The 25,054-nt window shown below is 68.8% G+C and carries 22 protein-coding genes; 9 read left to right on the plus strand and 13 right to left on the minus strand.

The genetic code is table 11. From position 1 onward, the window contains the following. The first annotated feature begins 132 nt into the window (after positions 1 to 132). Positions 133 to 573: a hypothetical protein gene (locus tag ACZ54P_RS21550; protein ID WP_465463332.1), complete on the plus strand. Its 441-nt coding sequence runs from the start codon at positions 133 to 135 to the stop codon at positions 571 to 573. Between the two features lie 81 nt (positions 574 to 654). Here ACZ54P_RS21550 and ACZ54P_RS21555 read toward each other — a convergent pair whose 3' ends face one another. Both ACZ54P_RS21555 and ACZ54P_RS21560 read right to left on the minus strand, forming a co-directional pair. Continuing rightward, a complete protein-coding gene (locus ACZ54P_RS21555) occupies positions 655 to 1,695 on the minus strand; it encodes a serine hydrolase domain-containing protein (protein ID WP_465463333.1) in 1,041 nt (346 codons plus the stop codon). A gap of 58 nt (positions 1,696 to 1,753) precedes the next feature. Then, positions 1,754 to 2,617, minus strand: coding sequence for a glycosyltransferase family 2 protein (locus tag ACZ54P_RS21560; RefSeq protein ID WP_465463334.1), 864 nt, complete (start codon positions 2,615 to 2,617; stop codon positions 1,754 to 1,756). Between the two features lie 122 nt (positions 2,618 to 2,739). Here ACZ54P_RS21560 and ACZ54P_RS21565 point away from each other — a divergent pair, with 122 nt between their 5' ends. Further along, complete coding sequence (locus ACZ54P_RS21565; protein ID WP_465463335.1) at positions 2,740 to 3,273, plus strand: hypothetical protein; 534 nt, start codon at positions 2,740 to 2,742, stop codon at positions 3,271 to 3,273. 141 nt (positions 3,274 to 3,414) lie between these two features. Here the strand turns inward: ACZ54P_RS21565 and ACZ54P_RS21570 are convergent, their stop codons facing one another. Together ACZ54P_RS21570 and ACZ54P_RS21575 are read right to left on the minus strand one after the other, a co-directional pair. After that, the gene (locus tag ACZ54P_RS21570) at positions 3,415 to 4,551 is read right to left on the minus strand and encodes a glycosyltransferase family 4 protein (protein ID WP_465463403.1); all 1,137 of its coding nucleotides are present in this window, start codon (positions 4,549 to 4,551) and stop codon (positions 3,415 to 3,417) included. Between the two features lie 40 nt (positions 4,552 to 4,591). Next, positions 4,592 to 5,677, minus strand: a complete 1,086-nt coding sequence (locus ACZ54P_RS21575; RefSeq protein WP_465463336.1) for a glycosyltransferase family 4 protein — start codon at positions 5,675 to 5,677, stop codon at positions 4,592 to 4,594. Positions 5,678 to 5,696: 19 nt separating this feature from the next. On the opposite strand from ACZ54P_RS21575, the gene ACZ54P_RS21580 reads away from it, so the two are divergent. From ACZ54P_RS21580 to ACZ54P_RS21590, 3 genes are all read left to right on the plus strand, one after another. Then, the gene (locus ACZ54P_RS21580) at positions 5,697 to 6,635 is read left to right on the plus strand and encodes a glycosyltransferase family 2 protein (protein WP_465463337.1); all 939 of its coding nucleotides are present in this window, start codon (positions 5,697 to 5,699) and stop codon (positions 6,633 to 6,635) included. A 188-nt stretch (positions 6,636 to 6,823) separates the two neighbouring features. Then, the gene (locus ACZ54P_RS21585; RefSeq protein ID WP_465463338.1) at positions 6,824 to 9,337 is read left to right on the plus strand and encodes a glycosyltransferase; all 2,514 of its coding nucleotides are present in this window, start codon (positions 6,824 to 6,826) and stop codon (positions 9,335 to 9,337) included. Further along, the gene (locus ACZ54P_RS21590; protein ID WP_465463339.1) at positions 9,330 to 10,418 is read left to right on the plus strand and encodes a glycosyltransferase family 4 protein; all 1,089 of its coding nucleotides are present in this window, start codon (positions 9,330 to 9,332) and stop codon (positions 10,416 to 10,418) included. The genes ACZ54P_RS21585 and ACZ54P_RS21590 overlap by 8 nt, the downstream gene beginning before the upstream one ends. Before the next feature lie 76 nt (positions 10,419 to 10,494). Here ACZ54P_RS21590 and rfbD read toward each other — a convergent pair whose 3' ends face one another. Further along, the gene (gene rfbD, locus ACZ54P_RS21595; RefSeq protein ID WP_465463340.1) at positions 10,495 to 11,373 is read right to left on the minus strand and encodes a dTDP-4-dehydrorhamnose reductase; all 879 of its coding nucleotides are present in this window, start codon (positions 11,371 to 11,373) and stop codon (positions 10,495 to 10,497) included. Further along, positions 11,370 to 12,359 carry a dTDP-glucose 4,6-dehydratase gene (rfbB, locus tag ACZ54P_RS21600; RefSeq protein ID WP_465463341.1) on the minus strand — a complete coding sequence of 330 codons (990 nt, stop codon included), beginning with the start codon at positions 12,357 to 12,359 and terminating at the stop codon, positions 11,370 to 11,372. Before rfbB ends, rfbD begins: the two co-directional genes overlap by 4 nt. A gap of 149 nt (positions 12,360 to 12,508) precedes the next feature. On the opposite strand from rfbB, the gene ACZ54P_RS21605 reads away from it, so the two are divergent. From ACZ54P_RS21605 to ACZ54P_RS21615, 3 genes are all read left to right on the plus strand, one after another. Beyond that, positions 12,509 to 14,050 (plus strand): LCP family protein, encoded by a 1,542-nt coding sequence (locus ACZ54P_RS21605; protein ID WP_465463342.1) that lies wholly within the window; start codon positions 12,509 to 12,511, stop codon positions 14,048 to 14,050. Between the two features lie 90 nt (positions 14,051 to 14,140). After that, positions 14,141 to 15,457: an LCP family protein gene (locus ACZ54P_RS21610; RefSeq protein ID WP_465463343.1), complete on the plus strand. Its 1,317-nt coding sequence runs from the start codon at positions 14,141 to 14,143 to the stop codon at positions 15,455 to 15,457. A 9-nt stretch (positions 15,458 to 15,466) separates the two neighbouring features. Further along, a complete protein-coding gene (locus ACZ54P_RS21615) occupies positions 15,467 to 16,174 on the plus strand; it encodes a TIGR03089 family protein (protein ID WP_465463344.1) in 708 nt (235 codons plus the stop codon). A gap of 63 nt (positions 16,175 to 16,237) precedes the next feature. Here the strand turns inward: ACZ54P_RS21615 and ACZ54P_RS21620 are convergent, their stop codons facing one another. From ACZ54P_RS21620 to ACZ54P_RS21630, 3 genes are all read right to left on the minus strand, one after another. Then, a complete protein-coding gene (locus tag ACZ54P_RS21620; RefSeq protein ID WP_037316109.1) occupies positions 16,238 to 16,663 on the minus strand; it encodes a DoxX family protein in 426 nt (141 codons plus the stop codon). Positions 16,664 to 17,084: 421 nt separating this feature from the next. Beyond that, positions 17,085 to 17,513: a hypothetical protein gene (locus ACZ54P_RS21625; RefSeq protein ID WP_465463345.1), complete on the minus strand. Its 429-nt coding sequence runs from the start codon at positions 17,511 to 17,513 to the stop codon at positions 17,085 to 17,087. Positions 17,514 to 17,683: 170 nt separating this feature from the next. After that, a complete protein-coding gene (locus tag ACZ54P_RS21630) occupies positions 17,684 to 18,856 on the minus strand; it encodes an acyl-CoA dehydrogenase family protein (RefSeq protein WP_465463346.1) in 1,173 nt (390 codons plus the stop codon). 104 nt (positions 18,857 to 18,960) lie between these two features. Between ACZ54P_RS21630 and ACZ54P_RS21635 the strand changes: the two genes are divergently transcribed. Next, positions 18,961 to 20,610 carry a class I adenylate-forming enzyme family protein gene (locus tag ACZ54P_RS21635; protein ID WP_465463347.1) on the plus strand — a complete coding sequence of 550 codons (1,650 nt, stop codon included), beginning with the start codon at positions 18,961 to 18,963 and terminating at the stop codon, positions 20,608 to 20,610. A 70-nt stretch (positions 20,611 to 20,680) separates the two neighbouring features. Here the strand turns inward: ACZ54P_RS21635 and purE are convergent, their stop codons facing one another. From purE to ACZ54P_RS21655, 4 genes are read right to left on the minus strand one after another with little or no spacing between them, the layout of a single operon-like run. After that, the gene (gene purE / locus ACZ54P_RS21640) at positions 20,681 to 21,178 is read right to left on the minus strand and encodes a 5-(carboxyamino)imidazole ribonucleotide mutase (protein WP_125789901.1); all 498 of its coding nucleotides are present in this window, start codon (positions 21,176 to 21,178) and stop codon (positions 20,681 to 20,683) included. Between the two features lie 12 nt (positions 21,179 to 21,190). Then, positions 21,191 to 22,375 carry a 5-(carboxyamino)imidazole ribonucleotide synthase gene (locus tag ACZ54P_RS21645; RefSeq protein WP_465463348.1) on the minus strand — a complete coding sequence of 395 codons (1,185 nt, stop codon included), beginning with the start codon at positions 22,373 to 22,375 and terminating at the stop codon, positions 21,191 to 21,193. 59 nt (positions 22,376 to 22,434) lie between these two features. Next, entirely contained in the window at positions 22,435 to 23,640 is a 1,206-nt protein-coding gene (locus ACZ54P_RS21650; protein ID WP_465463349.1) for a glycosyltransferase 87 family protein, read from the minus strand. Continuing rightward, complete coding sequence (locus tag ACZ54P_RS21655) at positions 23,615 to 24,988, minus strand: glycosyltransferase 87 family protein (RefSeq protein WP_465463350.1); 1,374 nt, start codon at positions 24,986 to 24,988, stop codon at positions 23,615 to 23,617. Before ACZ54P_RS21655 ends, ACZ54P_RS21650 begins: the two co-directional genes overlap by 26 nt. Between the last annotated feature and the right edge of the window lie 66 nt (positions 24,989 to 25,054).

The following is a 25,054-nucleotide window of genomic DNA, read 5'->3' on the forward strand; positions in this document are numbered from 1 at the left end:
GCCTACCCTAGACAGCACACAGTCGGCCCTGAACCCAGAGGGCCCCAGGTCAGTCGGGAGGCCTAGGGGATGGACCCCCGTGCTCGGGCGGACGCCTTGCTCGCACGTGCCAGCGCACGTGGAGCCTTCGTCGTGACACCGGACAACGCGACGTCACCGATGGACTCCGCGAATACCCAGCAGATCCCCCGATCGGTGGTCGCGGAGATCGACCGTTCGTCGGACCCGGACACCACCACACAGCTCCCGGCCTCACTGATCGCGGAGAACGACCATCCGCTGGCGGGGCCCGAGCCGACGACGCGGCTGGACATGCCGCCGGTGCGGTCCGAGGAGCCGACACGGCCGCAGCCGCACCCCCGTCGGCAGGGCACGCAGCCGACGCGGCCGCTGCCGCAGGCGACCACCCCGCTCACCCGCAGACCACCCGCCGCTCCGGTGCGAAGTCCGCTGATGGAGCGGCCGGAGCAGGAGCAGGAGACGGCCGAGAACGAGGTCGGCGGCCTGGTGCCGACGGTCAAGCAGAACCCTTCGGGCCGGTCCAACCTTTCGCGGCGGCTGGACGGCATCTAGTCCCCTCGCGCGTGCTATGAAAGGTCCTTTCCTTGCAAATTTTGCAAGGAAAGGACCTTTCATAGCGTTCGGGGACCCACCTCAAGCAGCGCGGATCACCCGATCGATCTCCTTGATCGCCGCACCCCCGCCGTACGTGGCATTGGACAGCATCGCGACGTCCAGCCCCTTGCCCGGATAGTGTCGCGCGAGCGAGCAGACGCCGACGTTCCCGCCGTCCTTGTAGTAGTTCCACACGGAGCCGTCCTGCTCCAGGACGAATTCGAGGCCGAAGCCGTACCAAACGCCGCTGCTGTGGCGCACCTGCGGCGTGAGGAACTCCTTCGTGCGCTCCGGTGAGAGAAGCCGTTCCTCCCGGATGGCGCGCAGGAACAGGACGAGGTCGCCGACGGTGCAGTACGCACCCCCATCGGGTGAACCGATCGGCGGGTAACTGAAGATGTTCTGCTTCCAGCCGGTGACGCGCTCGCCGTCGAGGACCGGGTCCCAGCCCTCGGCGACCCTCGGCCGCGGATCACGCCGGTCGAAGAAGCCCGAATCGGTCATCCCCGCGCGGTCGAGCACGGCCTCCTGGACGTGGTCGCGATACGGCCTCCCGGTGATCTCCTCGATCACCAGCCCGGCGAGGACGTACCCAGAGTTGCAGTACCGGCAGCCCTCGCCCGGCGCGAAATTCGGTGCCCGGTAAGCGAAATTGGGCAGATGATCACGCGTGTCCACGACCGAGTACACCGGCTTGCCGACCCACAGGGCCTCGTAGCTTTCACCGGCTTCCTCGTCCGCGTCGTCGGCGATCCCGGACGTGTGCGTGAGCAGTTGCCGTGTCGTCGCCCCGAGCGCGATCGCCGTGCCGGTGAGGTCAATGATCTCGCCGATCGGGCGGTCGAGGTCCAGCCGTCCTTCGTCGACCAGTCGCAGCGCGGCGATGGCGGTGATGAGCTTGGTGACCGACGCCGTGTCGTACCGGACGTCCGGCGCGTTCGGTACCGACCAGCGGCGGCTGGCCAGGCCGTAACCGCGCTCGAACAACGTCTCGTCACCGCGCCGGATCAGCACGACCCCGGAGAAGCGGTCTTCACCGGCGCGTTCGGTCAGCCGGCTGTCCAGTTCGGCGAAGTTCATGCACCGACGGTAACGACGGCCGGGAGCCGAGTCGCGTGAGTTCCGGTGACCGGAACGGCTACTTCTTGCGCGTTTCCAGCTTGAGCCGCAGCGCGAGCCCGATCTTCACCGCGAGCATGACCGGTTTCCACCGGAGGCCGCGGTGACGGTCCGCGAGGTAGCGGTAGGCACTGTCGTGGTGCGCGCGCAACATCTTCTCCGAAGCCTGCGAAGTCGAGTGCCCGCCGATGTGCATGACGCTGGACGAAGGCGCGTACACGTTCAGCCAGCCCGCGCGGGACAGCCGTTCGCCGAGGTCGACGTCCTCGAAGTACATGAAGTAGCGCGTGTCGAAGCCGTCGACCGAGTCGAAGGCTTCGCGACGGAACAGCTGGCAGGACCCGGAAAGCCAGCCCGCCGTGCGTTCGACCGGCGTACCGCTCTCCTGGCGGTACTGACGCGTCCACGGGTTACCCGGCCAGATCTTGCCGAAGACCGCGTGCCCGATCCCGCGACCGAACGACGGCAGCAGCCGGGCCGACGGGTAGACGGTGCCGTCGAGATCGTGGATGAGCGGCCCGAACGCGCCACCGCGCGGCCAGCGTTCGGCGACCTCCAGCAGCGCGTCGAGCGAACCGGGCTCCCATTCGAGGTCCGGGTTCACCACGACGACCCAGCCGTAGCTGTCGTCGAGTTCCGCGACACCGCGGTTGGCTGCCGTCCCGTAGCCGACGTTCTCGCCGATGCTGAGCAGCTTGACGTTGTCCCGTCGGGCGGCCCTCTCCGGCGCGCCGTCCGTGGAGGCGTTGTCGGCGACGACGACCTGGACTTCCCGGTCCGTCGCCTTCTCGAGCGTGTCGAGGAACTTCTCGAGGGTTTCGCCGGGGAAGTACGTCACGGTCACGACGGCGAGCCCGTCGCCGTAGCTGGGGTGCTCAGTCACGCGGCCATTGTCCACCCGTCACGGAACGCGACTTAGGCCCCCTCTCGAGACGGCTTGCGCTATCGCAACAGAGCGTGCTCACCCCGATGCTTTTCGCAATCATCGACGGGCAGAATAGACCGATGCCCGTGCACGCCTTCATCGACGAATCGGTGCGCGACCAGCGCTACCTCCTGTGCATGACGCTGGTCGCACCAGCTCAGCTCGCGCCGTCAAGACGGGAGCTGCACGCGTTATTGCTGCCTGGCGCACGGGAGCTGCATTTCAAGAAGGAGAAAGAACCTCGTCGAAGACTGCTGATCGATCGCATCGCCACGTTGGAAGTCGCGACGACCATTTACCAGGGTTCATGCACTCGAAAAACGGAGGAAGACACCCGGCAGAAATGCCTCGAACGCGCTGTCACCGACTTGCTCGCCAAGAGCGCTCACCGATTGGTCCTCGACTCACGGGATCATCGCGATGTCCACGATCGCAAGACCCTGCAGCGAGCTCTCGGCTATCGCCCGTCCAAAACCGAACTCACCTACGAGCATCTCAACTCGACGTCTGAACCTCTGCTGTGGATTTCCGACGCCGCAGGCTGGTGCTTCGGCGCGGGCGGGAATTGGCGCCGGAGAGCGACCCGGCTCATTGATTCGATCATCGAGGTGTGAACAGCGAAAAGCCCGCGAGACGACCGTCCGGACGCGTCACGGGCTTTCATACTCAGCCCCACCGGGGCCTCGCATCTTCAAGCATACCCCACACCGCATGATGACTCGGCGTTGCGGATCTTCAGCACCTGCAGGGACGACTCAGCCTGCCCGCCGCTGCGCATGCCGGTGCCAAGCCTTCGCGTAAGCCTCCCGGTGCCGCTCCGCGGTCGTCGCCCACGAGAACTCCTTCGCCCGCCGGAGCGCGGCTTCGGCCAGCTCCGCCCGCCGCGAGGGATCGTCGAGCAGTTCCGAGATCGCCGCCGCGACGTCTCCGGCGCCGACCCCGCAATAGGCGACCGCGTCCCCGCCGACCTCGGGCAGCGAAAGCCGCCGGGTCGTGACCACGGCCGCACCGCACGCCATCGCCTCCAGCACCGGCAGTCCGAAGCCTTCGCCGAGGCTCGGGTACGCGACCAGTTCGGAACCGCCGAGGAACCCGGCGAGCGTGTCGAACGGCAGGTAGCCCGCCCGGATCACCCGCAGCCGGTGCGGCACGGCGTCCAGGGCGCGTTCGACCTGCGAATCCCAGCCCGGCTGCCCGGCCAGCACCAGCGCGGGCGGATTCGGCCTGCCGGTGACAGCGTGCGCGAAGCCGCGGATCAGCGCCGGCACGTTCTTGCGCGGTTCCAGCGCGCCGAGGAAGGCCACGTACGGCGTCCTTCCGAGACCGACGGCCTTACGCGCGGCCTCGATCTCGGCGGGCGAAGGCGGATGGAACCGGTCCGGTTCGACGCCGTGGTGGATGATCTCCAGCTCGGCCGTCCGCACCTGGCCGACACGCTCCAGTTCGGCCGCCGTCGCGAGGCTCGGCACGACACACAGCGTCGCGCGGCGAAGCGCCGTCGCGGTCCAGGCTCGGAAGAAGCGCGCCTTCACCGAAGAGTGCAGGATCGCGTCGGTGAAGAAGGTTGCGTCGTGCAGCGTCACCACCGAAGCGGCCGGGCTGGCCAGAGGCATCGTGTAGTGCGGCGAGTGGACGACGTCGGCGGCGAGTCGCCGGACCAGTCTCGGCAGCGTCGCCTGCTCCCAGGTCAGCCTGGCCGTCCTGGTCGAAGTCGACGGTGAGGTGGGCACGATCCGCGCACCGGGCGCGAGCCGGTCGTAGAGCACCGCGTCCCGCGGCTGGCAGACGACGGTGATCCGCGCGCCGTCCGCGTCCAGCGCCGCGACCAGCGAATCGACGTAACGACCGACGCCACCCCTGTCCGCGGGGACGGCGGTCGCGTCGATCAGCACGCGAGGGTCATCGGTCACCCTTGCAGGGTACGGCGGCGCACTAGCCGCGCGGAGAGGAACCGAAAAACTGATCGCGCTGGTGAAGGCCCCAAACGGCCGAAGCGGCACGCCTCCAGGTGAACTCACTCGAACGGATGAGGCCACCATCACTCAGCGCAGCAGCCTGCTCCGGATGGCCTAGTACCTCCTCAAGGGCCTTGGCAAGCGCTTGCGCGTCCCCCACCGGTACGACGACGCCCGCTCCCCCGGCCACCTCGACCAAGGCCGAGACGTCCGAGTGCACCACCGGCACCCCCGCCGCCATCGCCTCGATCAGCGGCAGCCCGAAGCCCTCCGCCCGGCTCGGCATCGCGAGCACCGACGCTCCCCGCAACGCGAACGCCAGTTCCGCGTCGCTCACCTTCCCCAGCAGCCGGACGTCGGCGCCGTGCCGCCGCGCCAGCGCCACCGGGTCGATCCCGCCCCAGCCGGGCTGCCCGGCCAGCACCAGCGGCGTCCCGATCCGGCCGACGGCCTCGATCAGCACGTCGATGCCTTTACGCGGCTCGATCGTCCCGATCGCGAGCACGTATCTCTCGGGCAGTTCGACCTCGGCGAACGCGGCAGGCGGCCGCACGCCGTGCGGGATCACGCTCACCGGCACCGAAACCGGCACCAGCCTGGCGAGCTCGTCCGCGACGGCTCGCGTGGGCACGGTCAGCGCGGTCGCCCGCCGCGCGGCCCGCGCGATCACCGCCTTGTGCCACGCGACGCCACGCGGGGTGAGCGTCTCGGGATGCGTCCACGGCACGGTGTCGTGCACCGCGACCGACAGCGTCCGCCCCCTCGGCACCCGGGCGGGCGCGAGCGGCGTCGGCGCGTGGACGGCGTCACCGCCCGGCCACCATGGCAGGCCCAGCTGCCAGGCCGCGATCAGCGCCCGCGACGGGATCGGCAGCACTCGCGGCCCTTCGACACCTTCGACCACGGCGGCCTCGACGTGCGCATGCCGCGCGACCACGCTCGACACCGTCCAGCCCGGCGGCGCGGTCTCGGCGAGCGCCCGCAGCAGCTCAGCGGTGTAGCGGCCGGTCCCGCCGGGGACGGGCGCCAGCAGCTGCTCGGCGAGAACGACCAGTTCGGGCATGGTCTCTATTGTCTCTGGCATGACCGACGCCGAACCGAGCACCACCGTCGTCGTGGTCACCTGGCGCGGCGCCGCGCATGTCACCGCCTGCCTCGACGCGCTCGCCGCGCAGTCCCGTCCGCATCGGACCCTGGTCGTCGACAACGCCTCGGACGACGGAACGGCCGCGCTCCTGGCCGCCCACCCGTCGAAGCCCGAGGTGCTCCGCCTGCGGCGCAACACCGGTTACGCGGGCGCCATGGCCGCGGCGCTGGCCAAAGTGGACACTCCGCTGATGGCCTGGCTGAACGACGACGCCGCGCCTGCCCCGGAGTGGCTGGCGACCTGCGAAGACACCCTCGCCGAAGCCCCGCTCGCCGCCGCCGTGAGCGCCCGGCTGGCGCTGGCCGACGGGACCGTCCAGTCCACCGGCGTCCGGCTGACCGCCGACGGCCACGGCGCCGACCTGCCCGGCTCCGCCGGCGAGATCTTCGGCTTCTGCGGGGGCGCGGCCGTACTGAACGTCGAGGCGCTCCGCTCCGCCGGCGGCGTCCCGGCCTCCTACTTCTGCTACTACGAGGACACCGACACCGCGTGGCGGCTGCGGCTGGCGGGCTGGGACGTCGTCAGCGCCGACGCCGACGTCACCCACCAGCATGGCGCCAGTACCCGGCCCGGTTCGGTCCAGTTCCACCTGTGGAATGAACGCAATCGCCTGCTGACCCTCCTGCGGTGTGCTCCGCGCGAGGTCGCGCTCCGCCAGCTGGTGAAGTTCGCCGCGCTCACGCTCGTCTTGCCTTTGAGAGGGCTCCGTCATGCTAAGAAGCCGGCGGCGCCGAACTTCCGTCTGAGCCTCCGGTGCCGGGTGCTGGCCGCCGTGGTGCTCCGGCTGCCGCGCACGCTGGTCGAGCGACGGGCCATCGGGCGCCGCGCCGCGCTCGGCCGAGGCGCGGTCTGGGAGGCGTGGGCCGGGCTTTAAGCTCTGACGGAAGACGGAGATGAAGGTCGAGTCCGAGAAGGGGCCCGCCCCCGGCCGAAGGCCCCGCTTCGCGGTGGCAGGGCGCCCCGAGCACCAGTGGTGCCGGGCGGGCGAACGAGCGCCCTGGCGGCGCGATGCGGTCGCGGGCTCTTCAGGACACCGTCCAATCGAGTGCAGGGAGTACGGCTTTGGCGCAGGGGGAAACGCAACCGGTCGTCTCGGTGATCGTGGTGAACTATCGCGGAGCCGCCGACACCGTCGCCTGCCTGCGCGCGCTCGCCGAACACGATTACCCGAACCTCGAAGTCATCTGCGTCGACAACGCGTCCGGCGGCACCGACGTGGCCGAGATCAAGGCGGCGGCCCCGGGCGTCAAGCTCGTCGAGTCCCCGGTGAACTCCGGCTTCGCGGGTGGCTGCAACCTCGGCGCGGCGCACGCCACCGGCACCGTCCTCGCCTTCCTCAACAACGACGCCCGCCCTGCTCCGGGCTGGGTGCGCGCGGCCGTCGCCGAACTGCGCGCGCAGCCGACGGTCGCCGCGGTGGCCAGCAAGGTCCTCGACTGGGACGGCACCGGCACCGACTTCGTCGACGCGGGCCTGACCTGGTTCGGCATGGGCTACAAACGCCACGCCGGAAGCCCGCTGGCCGACGTCCCGGCCGCCGAACACGAGATCGCCAAGGACGTCCTGTTCGCCACCGGTTCGGCGATGTTCGTCCGCGCCGGGGTGTTCGCCGAACTCGGTGGTTTCGACGAGCGGTTCTTCATGTTCTACGAGGACGTCGACCTCGGCTGGCGCCTCAACCTACGCGGCTGGCGCGTCCGGTACGTGCCGGAGTCGCTGACCTACCACAAGCACCACGCCACCATGTCCACAGTGGACGCCCCGGACTCTGGGCGCGAGACGTTCCTGCTGGAGCGCAACGCGTTGGCTGCGCTGTACAAGAACCTCTCCGACGAGACACTCTCTCGGGCGCTGCCCGCCGCGCTGGCACTGGCCGTCCGCCGGGCGACCGCACGCGGAGACCTCGACGCCACCCGGTTCGACCTCGCCCAAGGCGTCGGCCCGGCCGAAACCGGTCCGGTCGAGGTGCCCCGGACGACGTTGGCCGGCGTGCTGGCGATCGATCAGTTCGTCGAGCTGCTGCCGTCGCTCGCCGAGTCGCGCGCCGCCGAGCAGGCCGCCCGCGTCCGCACCGACGCCGATCTGCTTCCTTTGCTGCGCAAGGCTTTGGAGCCCGCGTACCCGCTGCCGCGTTACCTCGCCGCGCACGAGATCCTGGTCGAGACCTTCGGCATCGACGCGCTCTTCGGACAGCGCCGCAAGATCCTGGTGATCACCGGGGACGCGATCACCGAGCGGATGGCGGGTCCGGCGATCCGCGCGTGGAACATCTCCGCGACATTGGCCGCCGAACACGACGTCCACCTGGTGACGGTCAACCCGCTCGCCGACCCGCCGCCCGCCCCGTTCCAGGTCAGCGCGGCGACGCGGCGTGAGCTGGAGGCCCCGATCGCGTGGGCCGACATCGTCGTCCTGCAGGGCCACGTGCTGGAACTCGCGCCCGCGCTCAAGAAGCAGTACGCGCACAAGATCGTCGTCGCGGATCTCTACGACCCGATGCACCTGGAACTGCTGGAACAGGGCAAGGGCGTCGCCGACGACAAGCGCGCGAAGGATCTCATCGGGGTCACCAAGGTCCTCGACGCGCAGCTGGAACGCGGCGACTTCTTCCTGTGCGCGTCGGAGCGGCAGCGTCATTTCTGGCTCGGGCACCTCGCCGCGATGGGCAGGCTTTCGCCCCGCCTCTACGACGCGGACCCGACCACGCAGTCGCTGCTCTCGGTCGTCCCGTTCGGCTTGTCACCGCAGGCACCGGTCCGCACCGGACCCGGCCTGCGATCCACTTTGGACGGCATCGGCGAGACCGACCACGTCGTGCTGTGGGCGGGCGGGGTCTACAGCTGGTTCGACCCGCTCACCCTGGTCCGCGCGATCGAGAAACTGCGGCAGCGCCGCGGCGACGTCCGGCTGGTGTTCCTCGGGATGAAGCACCCCAACCCCGAAGTCGCCGAAATGGACATCGGCGCGCGCACGATGCTGCTGTCCGACACGCTCGGGCTCACCGGCAAGCACGTGTTCTTCAACCAGCACTGGGTGCCGTTCGAGGAGCGCCAGAACTGGCTGCTGGACGCGAACTGCGGCGTCACCACGCACTACGAGCACGTCGAGACGACGTTCGCGTTCCGCACGAGGGTGCTGGACTACCTGTGGGCCGGGCTGCCGATCGTCACCACCGATGGCGACTCGTTCGCCGACCTGGTCCGCGAGGAGCGGCTCGGCGTCGTCGTCCCGGCCGAAAACGTGGACGCGCTGGCCGACGCGCTGGAGAGGGCTTTGTACGACGAGAAGTTCGCGGCGGGCTGCGTCGAGCGGATGGCCGCCGTCGCCCAGCGCTACGCCTGGCCGGAGGCGCTGAAACCGCTCGTGGAGTTCTGCCGGAACCCGCGTCCCGCGGCCGACCGGCTGCCCGGCTCGGAAGACCTCGTGGTCACCGAACCGGTACGGGGCAAGGAAATGCTGCGTCGCGACGTCGACCTGATCCGCGAATATCTCGCCGACGGCGGCCCGAAGGAGCTCGTGCGGCGCGTCGGCGGCCGGGTGGTCAAGGTCGCCAAGCAAAGGCTCGGCCGTGGCTGACCGCCCCTTGCGCGTCCTGCTCGACGGGACCCCGCTTCTCGGTGCCAGGACGGGCATCGGCCGGTACACGGTCGCGCTGTCCGAAGAGCTCGCTTCGATGTCCGAAGTGGACACTCGCGCGGTCGCGTTCACCTTGCGCGGCTGGCGACGGCTGCGGCACGTGCTCCCGCACGGCGTCCGGGCCCGCGGCATGCCGGTGGCGGCGCGGTTGCTGCGCAAGGCGTGGCTGCGTTCGCAACTCCCGCCGGTGGAACTGTTCGCCGGACCGACGGATGTCGTGCACGGCACCAACTTCGTCCTACCCGGCCGGTTCCGCGCGGCAGGTGTGGTGACGATCCACGATCTGGCCTTTTTGGACGCTCCCGAGGAACTCGCGCCGAGCGATCACGAGCTGCCGCGACTGGTCCGCCGCGGCGCCCGGCTCTCCGACGTGATCTGCACGCCGACCAACGCCGTCGCCGACCGGATCGCCGAACGGCTCGACGTGGACCGCCGCAAGATCGTGGTCACCCCGCTCGGGGTGAACCCGGCCTGGTTCACCGCGCGGCCGCCGGACAAGGAACGCCGCACGGAACTCGGGCTGCCGGACAAGTACCTGCTCTTCGCCGGCGCCCCCGGACCTCGCAAGGGTTTGCACTGGCTTCAGCGGGCGCACGAGGCGGCGCCGGATCTGCCGGATCTGGTGTTCGCCGGGCCGGGGTCGTTCTCGGTGGGCTCGCGTTCGCGGCATCTCGGCTATCTGTCGGACGTGAACCTGCGGACGGTCGTCGCCGGGGCCAGCGCGCTGGTGCTGCCGTCGCGCGACGAGGGTTTCGGGCTCCCGGTGCTGGAGGCGATGGCCTCGGACGTGCCCGTGGTGTGCACGGACATCCCGGCGCTGCGCGAAGTCGCCGGGAACTGCGCGAGCCTGGTCCCGTACGAGGACGTCGACGCGCTCGTGGAGGCGTTGCGGATCGCCGTCAGCGACCCGCACGCCGTCGCCACCTCGGCCGCGCGCCGCGCTCACGTCGCGAACTTCACCTGGCGCGCGTGCGCCGAACTCACCGTCGCCGCCTACCGCAAGGCCAGCACCGAACACTGACGCCTCGCGTTTCGTCCTCTAAACGCGGTACTTGCGTGTGCAACTACCGCATTCAGAGGACGAAACGCAGGAGAGATCAGGACGCGAAGTAGGCCTTGAGCGCCTCGGACCAGTCCCGAAGCGGCGTGAGACCGGCTTCGCGCCACGAAGCGTTCGACAGCACGCCGTACGACGGCCGAGTCGCCGGACGCGGGTATTCCGCCGTCGTACAAGGCTTCACCCGCGCCGGGTCGGCACCGAGTTCCGCGAAGATCGCCCGCGCGAACCCACACCACGTCGTCGACCCGCCACCGGTGCAGTGCAGCACCCGCCGCGCCGGCCCTTCCCCGGCCGCCACCCGGCCCGCCAGCTCCAGCAGGCCGGCCGCGAGATCACGGGACCATGTCGGCGAACCGGTCTGATCGTCCACAACGGACAGCTCTTGGCGCTCCTTTTCCAGGCGCGCCATGGTCTTCACGAAGTTCGCCCCGGTCTTGCCGTAAACCCAGGAGGTACGGACGATCCAGGAGCGCGCCCCGGACCCGAGGACGGCGTCCTCGCCCGCGGCCTTCGTCCGGCCGTAGGCGTTGAGCGGCCCCAGCAGATCATCGGTCTCGTACGGCGAAGTCGCGTCTCCCGCGAAGACGTAGTCCGTCGAGACATGGATGAGCGGCACTCCGCGCGACGAGCACGCCGCGGCGAGCACCCTCGGGCCATCGGCGTTCACCGCGAACGCGCGCTCCTCATCGGTTTCCGCCGCGTCCACCGCGGTGTAGGCCGCCGCGTTGATCACCACCGGCGAGGTCCCGGCCGCGCGGGCCCTGGCCGCCAGCGCCGTCACCGCGGCGATGACCTGGCCGGCGTCCCGCACGTTCAGCTCCGCCGACGACGGCGTCACGGCATCCGGCGCCAACGCGGCGATGTCCTGCCCCAGCTGACCGGAACCACCCGGCACGAGAATGCTCAGCACCGTCATTTCCCCTGTGCCGAACGGTTCTTCAGCGGCTCCCACCACGACCGGTTTTCGGCGTACCAAGCGACGGTTTCGGCCAAACCGTCCTCAAAGGACATTTGAGGCGCGTAACCGAGCTCCCGCGAAATCTTGGTGATGTCGACCGAGTACCGGCGGTCGTGCCCCTTGCGGTCCTCGACCGGCTCGACCATCTCCCAGTCCGCGCTGACGGCGGTCAGCAATCGCTCGGTCAACTCGCGGTTGGTCAGTTCCGTGCCACCGCCGATGTTGTAGACCTCGCCCGGCCTGCCGCCATCGGCGACGTACTGGATACCGCGACAGTGATCGTCCACGTGCAGCCAGTCACGCACGTTGAGCCCGTCGCCGTACAGCGGCACCTTCTTGCCGTCGAGCAGGTTGGTCACGAAGAGCGGGATGACCTTCTCCGGGAATTGGTACGGACCGTAGTTGTTCGAGCACCTCGTGACACAGACAGGCAGTCCGTGCGTACGGAAGAAGGAACGTGCCAACAGATCCGAGGACGCCTTCGAAGCCGAGTACGGCGAATTCGGCTCCAGCGCGTGGTCTTCGCTCCACGAACCCTCCTCGATGGAGCCGTAGACCTCGTCGGTGGACACGTGCACGAATTTCCCGACCTCGGCTTCGAGCGCGCCCTGCAACAGGGTCTGCGTGCCGAGGACGTTGGTCAGCACGAAGTCGGCCGCCCCGGCGATCGAACGGTCCACATGGGACTCGGCGGCGAAGTGCACGACCAGGTCGACACCCCGCATCAGTTCGCTGACCAGGGCGGCGTCGCAGATATCGCCCTTTTCGAACCGGTAGCGCGGGTTCTTGCTCACCGACTCCAGATTCGCTTCGTTACCCGCGTAGGTCAGCTTGTCGAGCACGACGACCTCGGCGTCGGCCAAGCTCGGGTACGCCCCCGTCAGCACTTGCCGGACGTAATGCGAACCGATGAACCCGGCACCCCCAGTGACCAGCACCCGCATCCCGCGACCCTCTCTCACGACTTCCCGACCGGCCGAGTGTGTCACGACCGGAGCAACCTTTCACCAGCCTACGGACGTCTAACACGAGGATCAGTAGAGTTATGACCGAGGCACACGTGTGCCCTGGGGAGATTCGTGGAGGACCGCACGTGACCGAGTGGCCTGGGCCACCCATTCCGGCGCGCCGTGGCGGCGTCGTGGTGTTCGCCCGTCGCGGGGTGAAGGTCGTGTTCAGCCTGGTCTCGATCACGATCCTGGCGCTGACCTGGTGGGGCTGGCAGTTCATCGGCGACCCGTCGCAGGGATTCGCCACGACCAACCTCTTCGAGGACAACGGCCACCCGCCGGCGAAACCGCTGGACGGCGCGATCGACATCCTGCTCGTCGGCCAGGACAGCCGCACCGACGCGCAGGGCAACCCGCTGCCGCGCGAGGTCCTTGACATGCTTCACGCCGGCAACTCCGACGGCGAGCGCCAGACCGACACGATGATCCTGGTGCACATCCCCCAGAACGGGAAGAAGGCGACCGCGATCTCCTTCCCCCGTGACTCGTGGGTAGAGATCACCGGCGGCTTCGGCAAGCACAAGCTCAACAGCGCGTACGTGTACGCCTACAACGACACGTCGAGGACGTTGCAGCAACAGGGCAACACGAACCTCAAGGACGTCGACGCCAAGGCCAAGGACGCCGGGCGCAAGAACCTGATCGCGACGCTGGAGCAGTTCATCGGCAAGCCGAAGATGATCGACCGGTACGCCGAGGTGAACCTGTCGAGCTTCTACGAGATCACCAAGGCGATCGGCGGCGTCGAGGTCTGCCTCAACGGTCCGGTCAAGGAACGGAAGTCCGGGGTCGACCTGCCCGCCGGGCGGCAGTCCGTGGAAGGCGTCCAGGCGCTCGCGTTCGTCCGCCAGCGGTACGACCTGCAGAACGGCGACCTCGACCGGATCGCGCGCCAGCAGGCCTTCCTGTCCGGGCTGGCGAACAAGGTCCTTTCGTCGGACGTCCTGGCCAACCCGGCGAAGATCGCGAACCTCATCGAAGCGGTGAAGAAGTCGGTCGTGCTGTCGGCGGGCTGGGACCTGCCGGAGTTCGCCGCGCAGATGCGCGGCCTGACCAGCGGAAACGTCGAGTTCCACACGATCCCGACCCAGGGTGACGCGACCATCGGCGGCGCCGCCGTGCTCCGCGTGGACCCGGCGCAGGTGCAGGCCGAGATCAACCGGCTGACCTCCGACGGGCAGCCGCCGTCCACCGAGGCCCCGGCCACCCTGCCGGGCGCGGAAGCGGTGACCGTCGAACTGTTCGACGGGTCGGGTTCGCCCTCGTTGGCCGCCGACACCCGGAACCTCTTGCAGGGCAAGGGGTTCAAGCTCGCGGCCGACACCAAGCTCAGCACGCGCAACTCCACCGTCATCCGGTATGCGCCAGGCGACGAGAAGGCGCTCGACCTGATCAAGCAGGTCTTCGGCACCACGGTGCTGGCCGAAGCGGATCGCGATGTCGCCCCCGGCAAGGTGCGGGTGCTGCTCGGCAAGGACTTCAAGGGCGCGTCCGCCGGCCCCGGCGGCGCGACCACGGCGCCGCCCAAGTCGTCTGCCGCCTCGAAGCCGGCCCAGCCGCCCTCCAGCGCTCCGGCGCCGACCACGACGCCGATCGTCGCGGGCAATGTGCCCTGCGTCAATTAATGTCCGGGTACTCAGCGTGGCCGACCTCCCGGTGACCTAGCCTTCTCTTACGATCGGACCAACGGGCAGCGCGAGGGGTGGTGAACAGGGATGGACAGCGAAGACAAGGACATCGGCGAACGCTCGGCTACATCGGACACCGAAGAGCCGAAACCGGACGAGGCCGCCACCTCGGACACCGAGAGTGACGAAGAGCCTCCGTTCGTCCCGACGCCGTACCCCCGGGACCAGCTCCCCCAGCCCTCCACCCCGGCCGAGGACGAAGCCGTCTCGGGCGTCCTCGCCGTGCCCGAGCGCCCGCTGCGCCGCGCCGGGAGGCTCACCCGCCGGATCGCGCTCGGCCTCGTGTCGCTGCTCGCCCTCGGCACGACGGGCTACGCGTATGTCACCAAAGACCAGTTGCAGAACAACGTCCCCACGACGAACGCCCTGAGCAGGGCGGACGATCCCGCCGCGCCGCCCGCCGACGACGGCGCGACCGACATCCTCCTGGTCGGCAGCGACGCGCGCACCGACGCGCAAGGCAACCCGCTGCCGTCGAAGGTGCTCAAGCAACTGCGTACCGAGGAAAAACCCGGCGTCAACACCGACACCATCATCATCCTGCGCATTCCGAAGACGGGCGGAAAGCCGTCCGGCGTCTCGATTCCGCGCGACACCTGGACCGACATCCCCGGCCGCGGCAAGAACAAGATCAATTCCGCATACGGCGCCGCGAAGGCCAACTACGCGAACGCGCACCGCGGCGAGTCCGACCAGGCGAAACTCGAACGCGATTCCGACCAGGAAGGCCGCAAGGCACTGGTCCAGACCGTCCAGGATCTGACGCAGATCCGCATCGACCACTACGCCGAGGTCAACCTGCTCGGGTTCTACCTGCTGACCGAGGCGCTGGGCGGGGTCAAGGTCTGCCTGAACCACGCCACCGAGGACAAGGACTCCGGCGCGAACTTCCGGCGCGGGGAACAGGTCGTCTCCGGCGGCGAGGCGCTGTCCTTCGTGCGCCAGCGGAAGAATCTGCCGCACGGCGATCTCGATCGCATCGTGCGTCAGCAGACCTTCCTGTCCTCGGCGCTCAACCAGGTGCTCTCGGCGGGCACGCTGACCAGCCCGTCGACGATGAGTGGCCTGATGGACGTCGTGCACCGGTCGATCGTCCTGGACGAAGGGCTGGACCTGCTGGAGTTCGCGCAACAGGCGAAGGGCATCGCGTCGGGCGACCTGACGTTCACGACCATTCCGGTGGTGAACATCAACGGCCGCAGCGAGGACGGCCAGAGCATCGTCGAGATCGACCCCACCGCCGTGCGGACCTTCGTCTCCGGCCTGGTGGGCCGGGGCGGTGGCGGCGGGGCGCCGGGGGCGGTTCCCCTGCTCGCCGCTTCGAGCGTTCCCTGCGTGAACTAGCGTTGGGGCGTGAGCCTCACCGATCTCTTGCTGCGGCCCCTGCTCGGGTCGCTCGCGAAACCGCTGATCACCCACTACGACGACAAGCAGGGCAGCCGGGTCGAGCTGTCCGTGGCGACCACGGTGAACTGGGCGGCCAAAACGGCGAACTGGCTGGTCGACGAGTTCGACGTCGAGCCGGGCGACGAGGTCGCGGTGGTGCTGCCGTCACATTGGCAGACCGCCGGCGTCCTGCTGGGCGCCTGGTGGTGCGGCGCGAGGGTGGTGACGGAGACCGCGGGCGCGCGGGTGGCGTTCATCGTCCCGGACGGCGTTTCCGACGCGGCCGCGACCGCCGTCGTCTCACTGCACCCGATGGGCCTGGGGCTGCCCGCCGGTTCCGTGCCGGACGGGGCACTGGACTACCTGACCGAGGCCCGACTTTCGGGCGACCAGTTCAGCCCGCTGTTCCCCGTGCCCGGCGACACTCCCGCCCTCGATTCGTCCACTGTGGACGAAGTACTCGCCGAAGCTCGTTCCCGTGCTTCTTCGGCGAGTTTGTCCGCGGACGACCGTGTTCTGTCCACTGTGGAATGGATTGACGCGGAAGGAATCCTCGCGGGATTCCTGACGCCGCTCGCGGCCGGGGCGCATCTGGTCCAGGTCTCCAACGCGGATCCGGCCAAACTCGCTTCGCGGCGCGAAGCCGAGCGGACGACCGCGGATCTCCCCTCCTGAAGTGAAATGAAGGGTCCTTTCCTTGCAAATTTTGCAAGGAAAGGACCCTTCATCTCAAATGGGTCAGGCGTCCTGAAGCTGCTTCGCCTCACGCTTGCGCCCGAAGAGCACATGGTCGAGCGAGAGCTTTCCGGCGTTGAAGCCGAGCGCGAGTCCGGCGACCGCCAGGACGAGGACCAGCTCGTAACCGCCCTGACCGGTCAGGCCGTTGTCGAGGTGCACCGAGAGCAGAGCACCGACGGAAACCACGACGAAGCCGAGGCCCACCAGCGGCGTCAGGAAACCGACGATGAACAAGATCGCTCCGACGATCTCCACCGCGATCGCGAAGATCGCCGCGAGCGTCGGCAGCGGGATTCCTGTCTGCTCGAAGAACTTCGCCGTGCCGTCGATCCCGTTATCCCACTTCTGCAGGCCGTGGGCGAGGAACACCACACCGACCCCGATCCGGCCCAGCAGGAGGGCGACATCCTTGAAACGAGCGAACATCGGGTATCAGCTTTCTGATCGGTGAAAATTCAACTTACCCGGATCACGGTAGGGCACCGGGCGCCTCCGACGGCACCTCCAGAGCGTGATCGACAGGTATCCGACAGGAAGCGCACTCGGACAGCGGCATGCCCGCCGTGGAAGGTGGCGCACGTTATGCGGGCAGCGTCGAGTCCGTCGCCCTGGTGTCCCGCTTCACCTGGGCGACGCTCACCCGGGCGAACCGGCCCTGAAGTCCCGTCGCACCCTAGGCGGCACTTGGTCGAACGACGGCGTCTCACGCCACTATGTCGAGCCCGAAGAGACGGTGGTTTGAACCGGCTACGCGATCGCACCTGACGACTCTGCTCTCGCTGGCTCGCCCACTGACCGAGTACCTGGCGGACTCGCGGTTCGCGTGGGTCGAGAAGCCGGAATCGCCTCAGCGATCCGTCCGCCGGTGCTCCGCGGCCAGACCCGTCCAGCCCCCACTGACGGCCAGCACCTCCAGCACCCGCTCGGCCTGCTCGGCGAACCCGGCCAGATCGGCGTGCAGCAACGCTATCCGCTCGGCGTCGAGCGGGACCTCGTCGTCGGCCCACAGCTCGATCACCGTGCTCACGGTCCACACGAGGAACTGGATGATGCGGATGAACTCCTCGGACGGCTCGGCCACCGCCTTGCGGTAGCCCGTCTCGATCTCGTCGCACGCCGCGACCAGCTCACGCAGCGGCTTGACGACGTCGGCCGCCGTCCCGTCCCACGCGGCCGACGGCCACATGCGATCGCCGAGCTCGAGCCACAACCGCCAGCCGGCGATCAGCTCGGCCTCGTCGTGCGGTGTCCACGACACCGGAGCGGACCAGAACATTCTTCGAGAGTGACACCGTGCGGCCATGATCGCCGCCCCTCCGTGAAGCATCTCACCGAAGCCCCCGCATTTCGTCCTCTAAATGCGAAGTCTTCGACGCCGCAAGTACGTGAAGGCCCCCTTCACTGCGCTAGACGCAGTGAAGGGGGCCTTCACGTACTTGGTGAGGCTCAGCCCTTGAGCAGGGCGCGTGCCATGACCATGCGCTGGATCTGGTTGGTGCCTTCGTAGATCTGGGTGATTTTCGCGTCGCGCATCATGCGCTCCACCGGGAAGTCGCGCGTGTAGCCCGCGCCACCGAAGAGCTGCACGGCGTCCGTCGTCACCGACATCGCGATGTCCGACGCGTACGCCTTCGCGGCCGCGGCCAGGTAGCCACCGCGCTTGTCGCCGCGTTCGGTCGCCGCGGCGGAGGCGTAGACGAGGTTACGGGCGGCCTCGATCTTGATGCCCATGTCGGCCAGCATGAACTGGACGCCCTGGAACTCCGAGATCGACTTGCCGAACTGCTTGCGTTCCTTGACGTACGCGATCGCCGCGTCGAGCGCGCCCTGCGCGATGCCCAGCGCCTGCGCGCCGATGGTCGGGCGGGTGTGGTCGAGGGTGCGCAGCGCGGTCTTCAGACCGGTGCCGGGCTCGCCGATGATGCGGTCGGCGGGGATGGTGCAGTTCTCGAAGTGGATCTCGCGGGTCGGCGAGCCCTTGATGCCGAGCTTCCGCTCCTTCGAGCCGACGGTGAAGCCGGGGTCGTCCTTGTGCACGACGAACGCGGAGATGCCGTTGGCCTTCTTCTCGGCGTTGGGGTCGGTCACCGCCATCACGGTGTACCAGGACGATTCACCCGCGTTGGTGATCCAGCACTTGGTGCCGTTGAGCACCCAGTGGTCGCCGTCGAGCTTCGCGCGGGTGCGCATCGACGCGGTGTCCGAGCCGGCTTCGCGCTCCGAAAGCGCGTATGACGCCGACGCCTCACCGGAGGCGATGGAAGGCAGCACCAGCTTCTTGAGGTCTTCCGACGCCGAAAGGATGATCGGCACCGTGCCCAGCTTGTTCACCGCCGGGATCAGCGACGCCGACGCGTCGACACGCGCGACCTCTTCGATCACGATGCAGGCGGCGATGGCGTCCGCACCCTGGCCGTCGTAGGCCTCGTCGATGTGGACGGCGTTGAAACCCGACTTGACCAGGGCATTGTACGCCTCGATCGGGTACCGCTCGTCTTCGTCGACCTCGGCCGCGTACGGCTCGATTTCCTTCTCCGCCAAGGCACGGACCGCGGCCCGCAGCTCTTCGTGCTCCTCGGCAAGCTGGTACAGACCCGGGCCGTCAGACACCTTCGTCACCTCTTCTAACGCGTGGGGGAGTTCGACCGATGTTAGCGCTCGTTCACATTGTGCGACATCGCGAGCGCTTGTGTCTTTGGCCGCAAAGTCCGTACGTTCGGGTGATGCAGCTCACTCAGCTTCCCAGGTCGCTCGACTATCCCGAGGTCCCGGTCGGCTCGATTCTGGCCGGCGCCGCTGCTCGCTGGGGTTCCCGGACGGCCTTCGCCCACGGAGACCAGAGCCTCACCTTCGCCGAGACGTACAGCGCGGCCTGCCGGTTCGCGAACGCGCTGCGCGCCGAGGGCGTCGGGCGCGGCGACGTCGTCGCGCTCCACTTGCCGAACTGCCTGGCGTACCCGGTCGCCTACTACGGCACGCTGCTCGCGGGCGCCACCTTCAGCCCGGCGAACCCCCTGCTCCCGCCGGACGACCTCGCCTTCCAGCTCGCCGACGCCGGCGCGGTCGCCGCCGTCACCGTCGGCCCTGTCGCGCGAGTGCTCGCTTCGATCCGAGACCGGACGTCGGTACGGCTGAGCATCGTCGTTCACCCGCCCGAAGCAGTGGGCGACGGCGAGGTCGAGTTCACGAAGTTCTGCTCCGATCACTCCGACGAGCGACCGGACCTGAAGATCGACATCTATCGCGATCTCGCCCATCTGGCGTACACGGGCGGTACGACCGGTCGTTCGAAAGGTGTCTGCCTGCCGCACCGGAACGTCGTGGTCAACAGCCTGCAGAGTTCCTGTTGGCGGCTGGGCGCGGTCCCCGCGCTCGACGACGCGGGCGAGGTGACCGTCGATCAGCTCGGCGAACCGGACGAGTGGCCGTCCCGGATCGGCACCGGGATCGCGCTCAACCTGACGCCGTGGTTCCACGCGATGGGCACCATCGCCGCGCTCAACGTCCCGCTGCTCGACGGCGGCACCGTCGTCCTGCACGACCGCTTCGACCCGGCCGCGTACGTGGCCGACGCCGAGATGCTGCGCGTCACCACCATCGGCGGCGCGCCCGCGCTGTTCGCGGCACTGCTCGCCTGCCCGGCCTTCCACACGGCCGACCTGTCGTCAGTACTGACCATCGGCTCCGGGGCGGCGCCGATGAACCACGAGATGATCCGCGCCCTGCACAACCGGTTCCCCGGCGTGATCATCACCGAGGGCTACGGCCTCACCGAGGTCACCATGGGCGCGGTCATCGCGCCGTCCTACCGTTCCGCCAAGCGCAAGGTCGGCTCGGTCGGCCTGCCGTTGCCGGACACCGAAATCAAGATCGTCCCTGCCGAAGGCGGCGAAGTTTCCTTGCCCGCCGGGGAACGCGGTGAGGTGTGCCTACGCGGGCCCCAGGTGATGACCGGATATCGCAACCGCCCGGAGGAGACCGCGGCCGCGCTCGTCGACGGCTGGCTGCACACCGGCGACATCGGCATCCTCGACGAGGACGGCTATCTGTCCATAGTGGACCGCAAGAAGGACATGCTGCTGTACAAGGGATACAACGTCTTCCCGCGCGAACTCGAAGAGCTGCTGATCACGTTGCCCGGCGTCTCGGCGGCCGCTGTCGTCGGCAAACCGGACACCGAGGTCGGCGAACTGCCGGTCGCCTTCGTGGTCCGCTCGGATGAAAACGTCACCGCCGAGCAGCTCATGGCGGCGGTCGGCGAACGTGTCCTGCCGTACAAACGACTGCGAGCGATCCACTTCGTCGACCAGATCCCGGTCTCGGCCGCCGGGAAGGTGCTCAAGCGGGAGCTGCGGAAGCAACTCGCCGAATGACGCCACGCGTTTCGTCCTCTGAACGCGGTGGTTCGACGCCGAACTACCGCATTCAGAGGACGAAACGCGGTCAGCCTTCGACGCGTTTGCGCAGGGCGGCGTCCTTGTCGAGCACCAGCTGCTCCAGATCCGCCTGGAACCGGGCCATCTTCGCCTGCAGTCCCTCGTCGGAAGCGGCGAGGATCCGCACCGCGAGCAGACCGGCGTTCCGTGCGCCGCCAACGGAGACCGTCGCGACCGGGACACCGGCCGGCATCTGGACGATGGACAGCAGCGAGTCCATGCCGTCGAGGTACTTCAGCGGCACCGGCACGCCGATCACCGGCAGCACCGTCGCCGACGCGACCATGCCCGGCAGGTGCGCGGCACCGCCGGCACCCGCGATGATCACGCGTACGCCGCGCGAAGCGGCCGACGTCGCGTAGTCGAGCATCCGCTGCGGAGTGCGGTGCGCCGAGTAGACGCCGACCTCGTATTCGACGCCGAACTCGGCCAGCGCCTGTCCGGCCGCTTCCATCGTCGGCCAGTCCGAGTCGCTGCCCATGATCAGGCCAACCTGCGGCGCCATTTCCATTACTCCCTAGTGAATTTCGTAGCCGTCGAGCCAGACGGCGTGGGAAAGCCAATGCGCGGAGAGCAGGGCGCGGTCGCGCAGCTCCTCCATGCGTTCGCCGGCGAAATTGACGTGGCCGAGTTTGCGGCCGGGGCGTTCTCCCTTGCCGTACAGGTGAACGCGGACGTCGGGGTACCGCGCGAACAGGTGATGCAGCCGCTCGTCCGGGCCCATCTCGGGTGCCTCGGGCGCGCCGAGGACGTTCGCCATCACGCAGGCGGGAGCGATCAGGTCGGTGGCCCCGAGCGGGTAGTCGAGCACGGCCCGCAGATGCTGCTCGAACTGTGAGGTCCGCGAGCCGTCCTGCGTCCAGTGTCCCGAGTTGTGCGGGCGCATCGCGAGTTCGTTGACCAGCAGCCCTTCGTCGGTCTCGAACAACTCGACGGCGAGCAACCCGGTCACGTTCAGTGTCGCCGCGATCCGCAGCGCGAGGTCCTGCGCCTGCTGTGTGCGCTCGTAGCTCAGCCCCGGCGCGGGCGCGAGCACCTCGGTGTTGATGCCGCCGGATTGCACGGTCTCCACCACCGGCCACGCCGCGCCCTGTCCGAACGGGGACCTGGCCACCAGCGCGGACAGTTCGCGCCGCATGACGACCTTTTCCTCGACCAGCAACGGGGTTCCGGCGTCGAGCAGTTCGGGGACGGTTTCGCGCGCGTGCTGGGCGGTGTCGAGCATCCAGACGCCGCGGCCGTCGTAGCCACCCTGTGCCGCCTTCAGCACGACAGGCCAGGAGTGCTTGTCACCGAAAGAGATCACATCGTCCACAGCGGACACTTCGGCGAAGTCGGGGCCGGGGATCTCGAGTCCGGCCATCATCTCGCGCATGACGAGCTTGTTCTGCGCCATCGACAGCGCGGCCGGATCCGGCCGGATGGTGACGCCTTCCATCGCGAGCGTCAGCAGGTGCTCGCCGGGAACGTGCTCGTGGTCGAAGGTCAGCACATCGACCCCGGCGGCGAACGAGCGCAGCGCTTCGAGATCCGTGTGGTGCCCGTGCACGACCTCGCCCGCGACGAGGCCGGCGGATTCGTTCTCCCCGGCCGCCAGCACACGCAGGGACTGGCCGAGGGAGATCGCCGCCTGGTGGGTCATCCTGGCCAGCTGCCCGCCGCCCACCATGCCGACGATCGGAAGACCGGTTCGCTTGTCCACTACTGCCGCACACTCCCGCTAGAAAAGCCGTGCTCGAAACCCTTGCGCCGGGGATGAGATTACTTGGCCGCCACCGCCACGACCTGGGCGGACCCGCGTCGCAGCTCTCGCACCGCCAAGCCTGTGATGGTGATCGCAGCGGTGAGGACGTAGACGTTGCCGAGCAGCGACCAGCCCAGCCCCCAGCCGAACTCGGTGTCCCCGCCGTTGGGCACGAACATGATCACGCCGCTCACGAACAGCACCGCGACGCTCGCGGCCGGAACCCACGATCGGCGGACGACGAGCAGGACGAGCAGCGGCACCGCCCACACCCAGTGGTGCGACCAGGACACCGGCGAGAGCAACAGCCCGTAGAACGCCGTCACCAGCAACGCGCCGACCTGATCACCGCCGCGGTGCAAGCGCACGACCAGCCAGACGGCGGGCACGGCCAGGACGGCGGCGATCGCGATGGCCACTGTCAGCGACCACGGCGCGAGTGCCGAGGCGCGGTTCACCAGCCCGTTGAGTGACTGGTTGAAGATCCAGTGCACGGAGCCGACCCGGCTGGGGTCGGTGGCCGCTTCGGTCCAGAACCGGAAGGCGTCACCGGGGATGACCGCGAACATCACCGCTTCGAGCGCGACGAACGTCCCGAGCGCCCGCAGCGCGTCCTTCCAGCGTCCGGTGAACAGCAGATGCGGCACGAAGATCAACGGCGTCAGCTTGATCGCGGCCGAGATCCCGATCAGCACCCCGGCCCAGCGCGAACCGCGTGCCGAAAGCACCAGGACGTCGAGGACGATCAACGCCATCAGGACGATATTGATCTGCCCGAGGAAGATCGTCTTCCAGACCGGCTCCAGGGCCAGCGCACCCGCCGTGGCCAGCGGCAGAACCCACCACCGGGTGATGGGAGCGCCACAAGCGCGGGCGACGACGGAGATCACGACGCTGAGGCAGACCAGCGAGAGCGCGCCGACGACGCCCCAGGTCAGCCCCGCCGGGACGATCGCGAGCGGCAGGAACAGCGGCGCCGCGGCCGGGGTGTAGGTGAACGGCAACAGCACCCACGGCGGCAGTGTCGTCAGCGCCTCGCGTGTGTAGAGCGGTTCGCCCTTCAGCAGGGTGAGCGCGCCGGCGCGGTAGACGGCGCTGTCCGCGCCGAGGTGCCATTCGCCGAGCCAGGCCGCGATGCCCACCACGAGCATCGCCAGGGCGAGCGCACCCGCCAGCGCGACCCCGACGACGCGGGGCTCAGCCGCGGGGCGCGACTTCAGCATGCTCGCCGTCGTCCCCCGCAGCGTCCCGCTCGGTCACCGTGGGCCGTTTCCGGCGCAGGTACCACCACCGTCCAGCGAGGGCGAGCGCCAGCACCAGCGGCATGAAGATGTACGCGCTGCCGAGGATGTTCTGCCACACCTTCCAGTGCAGCTCGACGTTGCGGCCGTTCGGCAGGATCAGCAGCACACAGCTGATGAAGACGAAGAACACCGCGAAGGTGCCGAGCCAGCGTTTCCACGCGGTGGCGGGTGTGGTCTGCGGCAGGCGCGAGACCAGCAGGACGACCAGCGGCACGACCCAGACCCAGTGATGGGTCCAGGAGATCGGCGAGACCAGCAGGATCCAGAACGCCGTCACCAGCATCGCCGCGAGCGCCTGGCCCTTGCGGTGGAAGCGCAGCACCAGCCAGATCGCGGGGATCGCGAGCAGCGCGCCGATCCCCATCGCCGCCTTCGACGCCCAGGGCGCGAGCTCGGTGAAGCGGTTCATCAACGCGTTCAGCGACTGGTTCCCCGCCCAGTGCACCGGGCCGATACGGCCGGTGTCGGGCAGGGTGTAGGTCCAGTACCGGGCCGCGTCGTGCGGGATGATCAGGAACATCAAGCCCTGCATCACGACGAACGTGACGAGCCCGCGGACGGCGTCCATCCGGCGGCCGGTGATGAACAGATGTCCGAGGAAGACGATCGGGGTGAGTTTCACCGCGGCCGCGACGCCGACGAGCACCCCGCCCCAGCGGCTGCCGCGGGCGCCGATGACCAGGATGTCGAGCATCACGAGCGCCATCAGGATCAGGTTGATCTGACCGAGGAAGATCGTGCGCCAGACCGGTTCGAGGCCGAGGAAGACCAGGAAGAACGCGAGCGTGGACCGAGCGGGCGAGGCCCACCAGCGGGGGCCGTCGGCAGGCGGCTTCGGCAGCGCGCCGATGGCGATCCGGACGCACAGGGCCATCGCGAGCAGCGAGACCGCGGTCAGCAGACCCCAGGCGACCTGTGTCGGCACCAGCGCGAGCGGGATGAACAGCAGCGCGGCCGTCGGCGGATAGGTGAACGGCAGCAGCGCCCACCACGGCTCCACCGGAAGAGTGTTGGCGTCGTACAGCGGATCGCCGTTGAGCAACGTCTCCGCGCCGGCGCGGTACACCGCGCTGTCCACGCCCAGCACCCATTCGTGCTGCCAGCCCCAGATGCCGAAACCGATCGCGACCAGCGGGATCACCGAGAGGATCAGGATCGACCTCGGCCGGACGGACAAGCGGGCGAGCGACTTTCGCAACGAGAGGCGATGCTGCGGTCGGCTCGCCGAAACGTCGCCGTTCGGATCGGCGGAAACAGTCCGGGTCACGGAAACAGGAAATCATGAACCGGGTCGTCGCTGGTCGACCGGGTCGCCCGCGACCTGGAGAACGTC

The organism is Amycolatopsis sp. NPDC034160 (assembly GCF_055575355.1).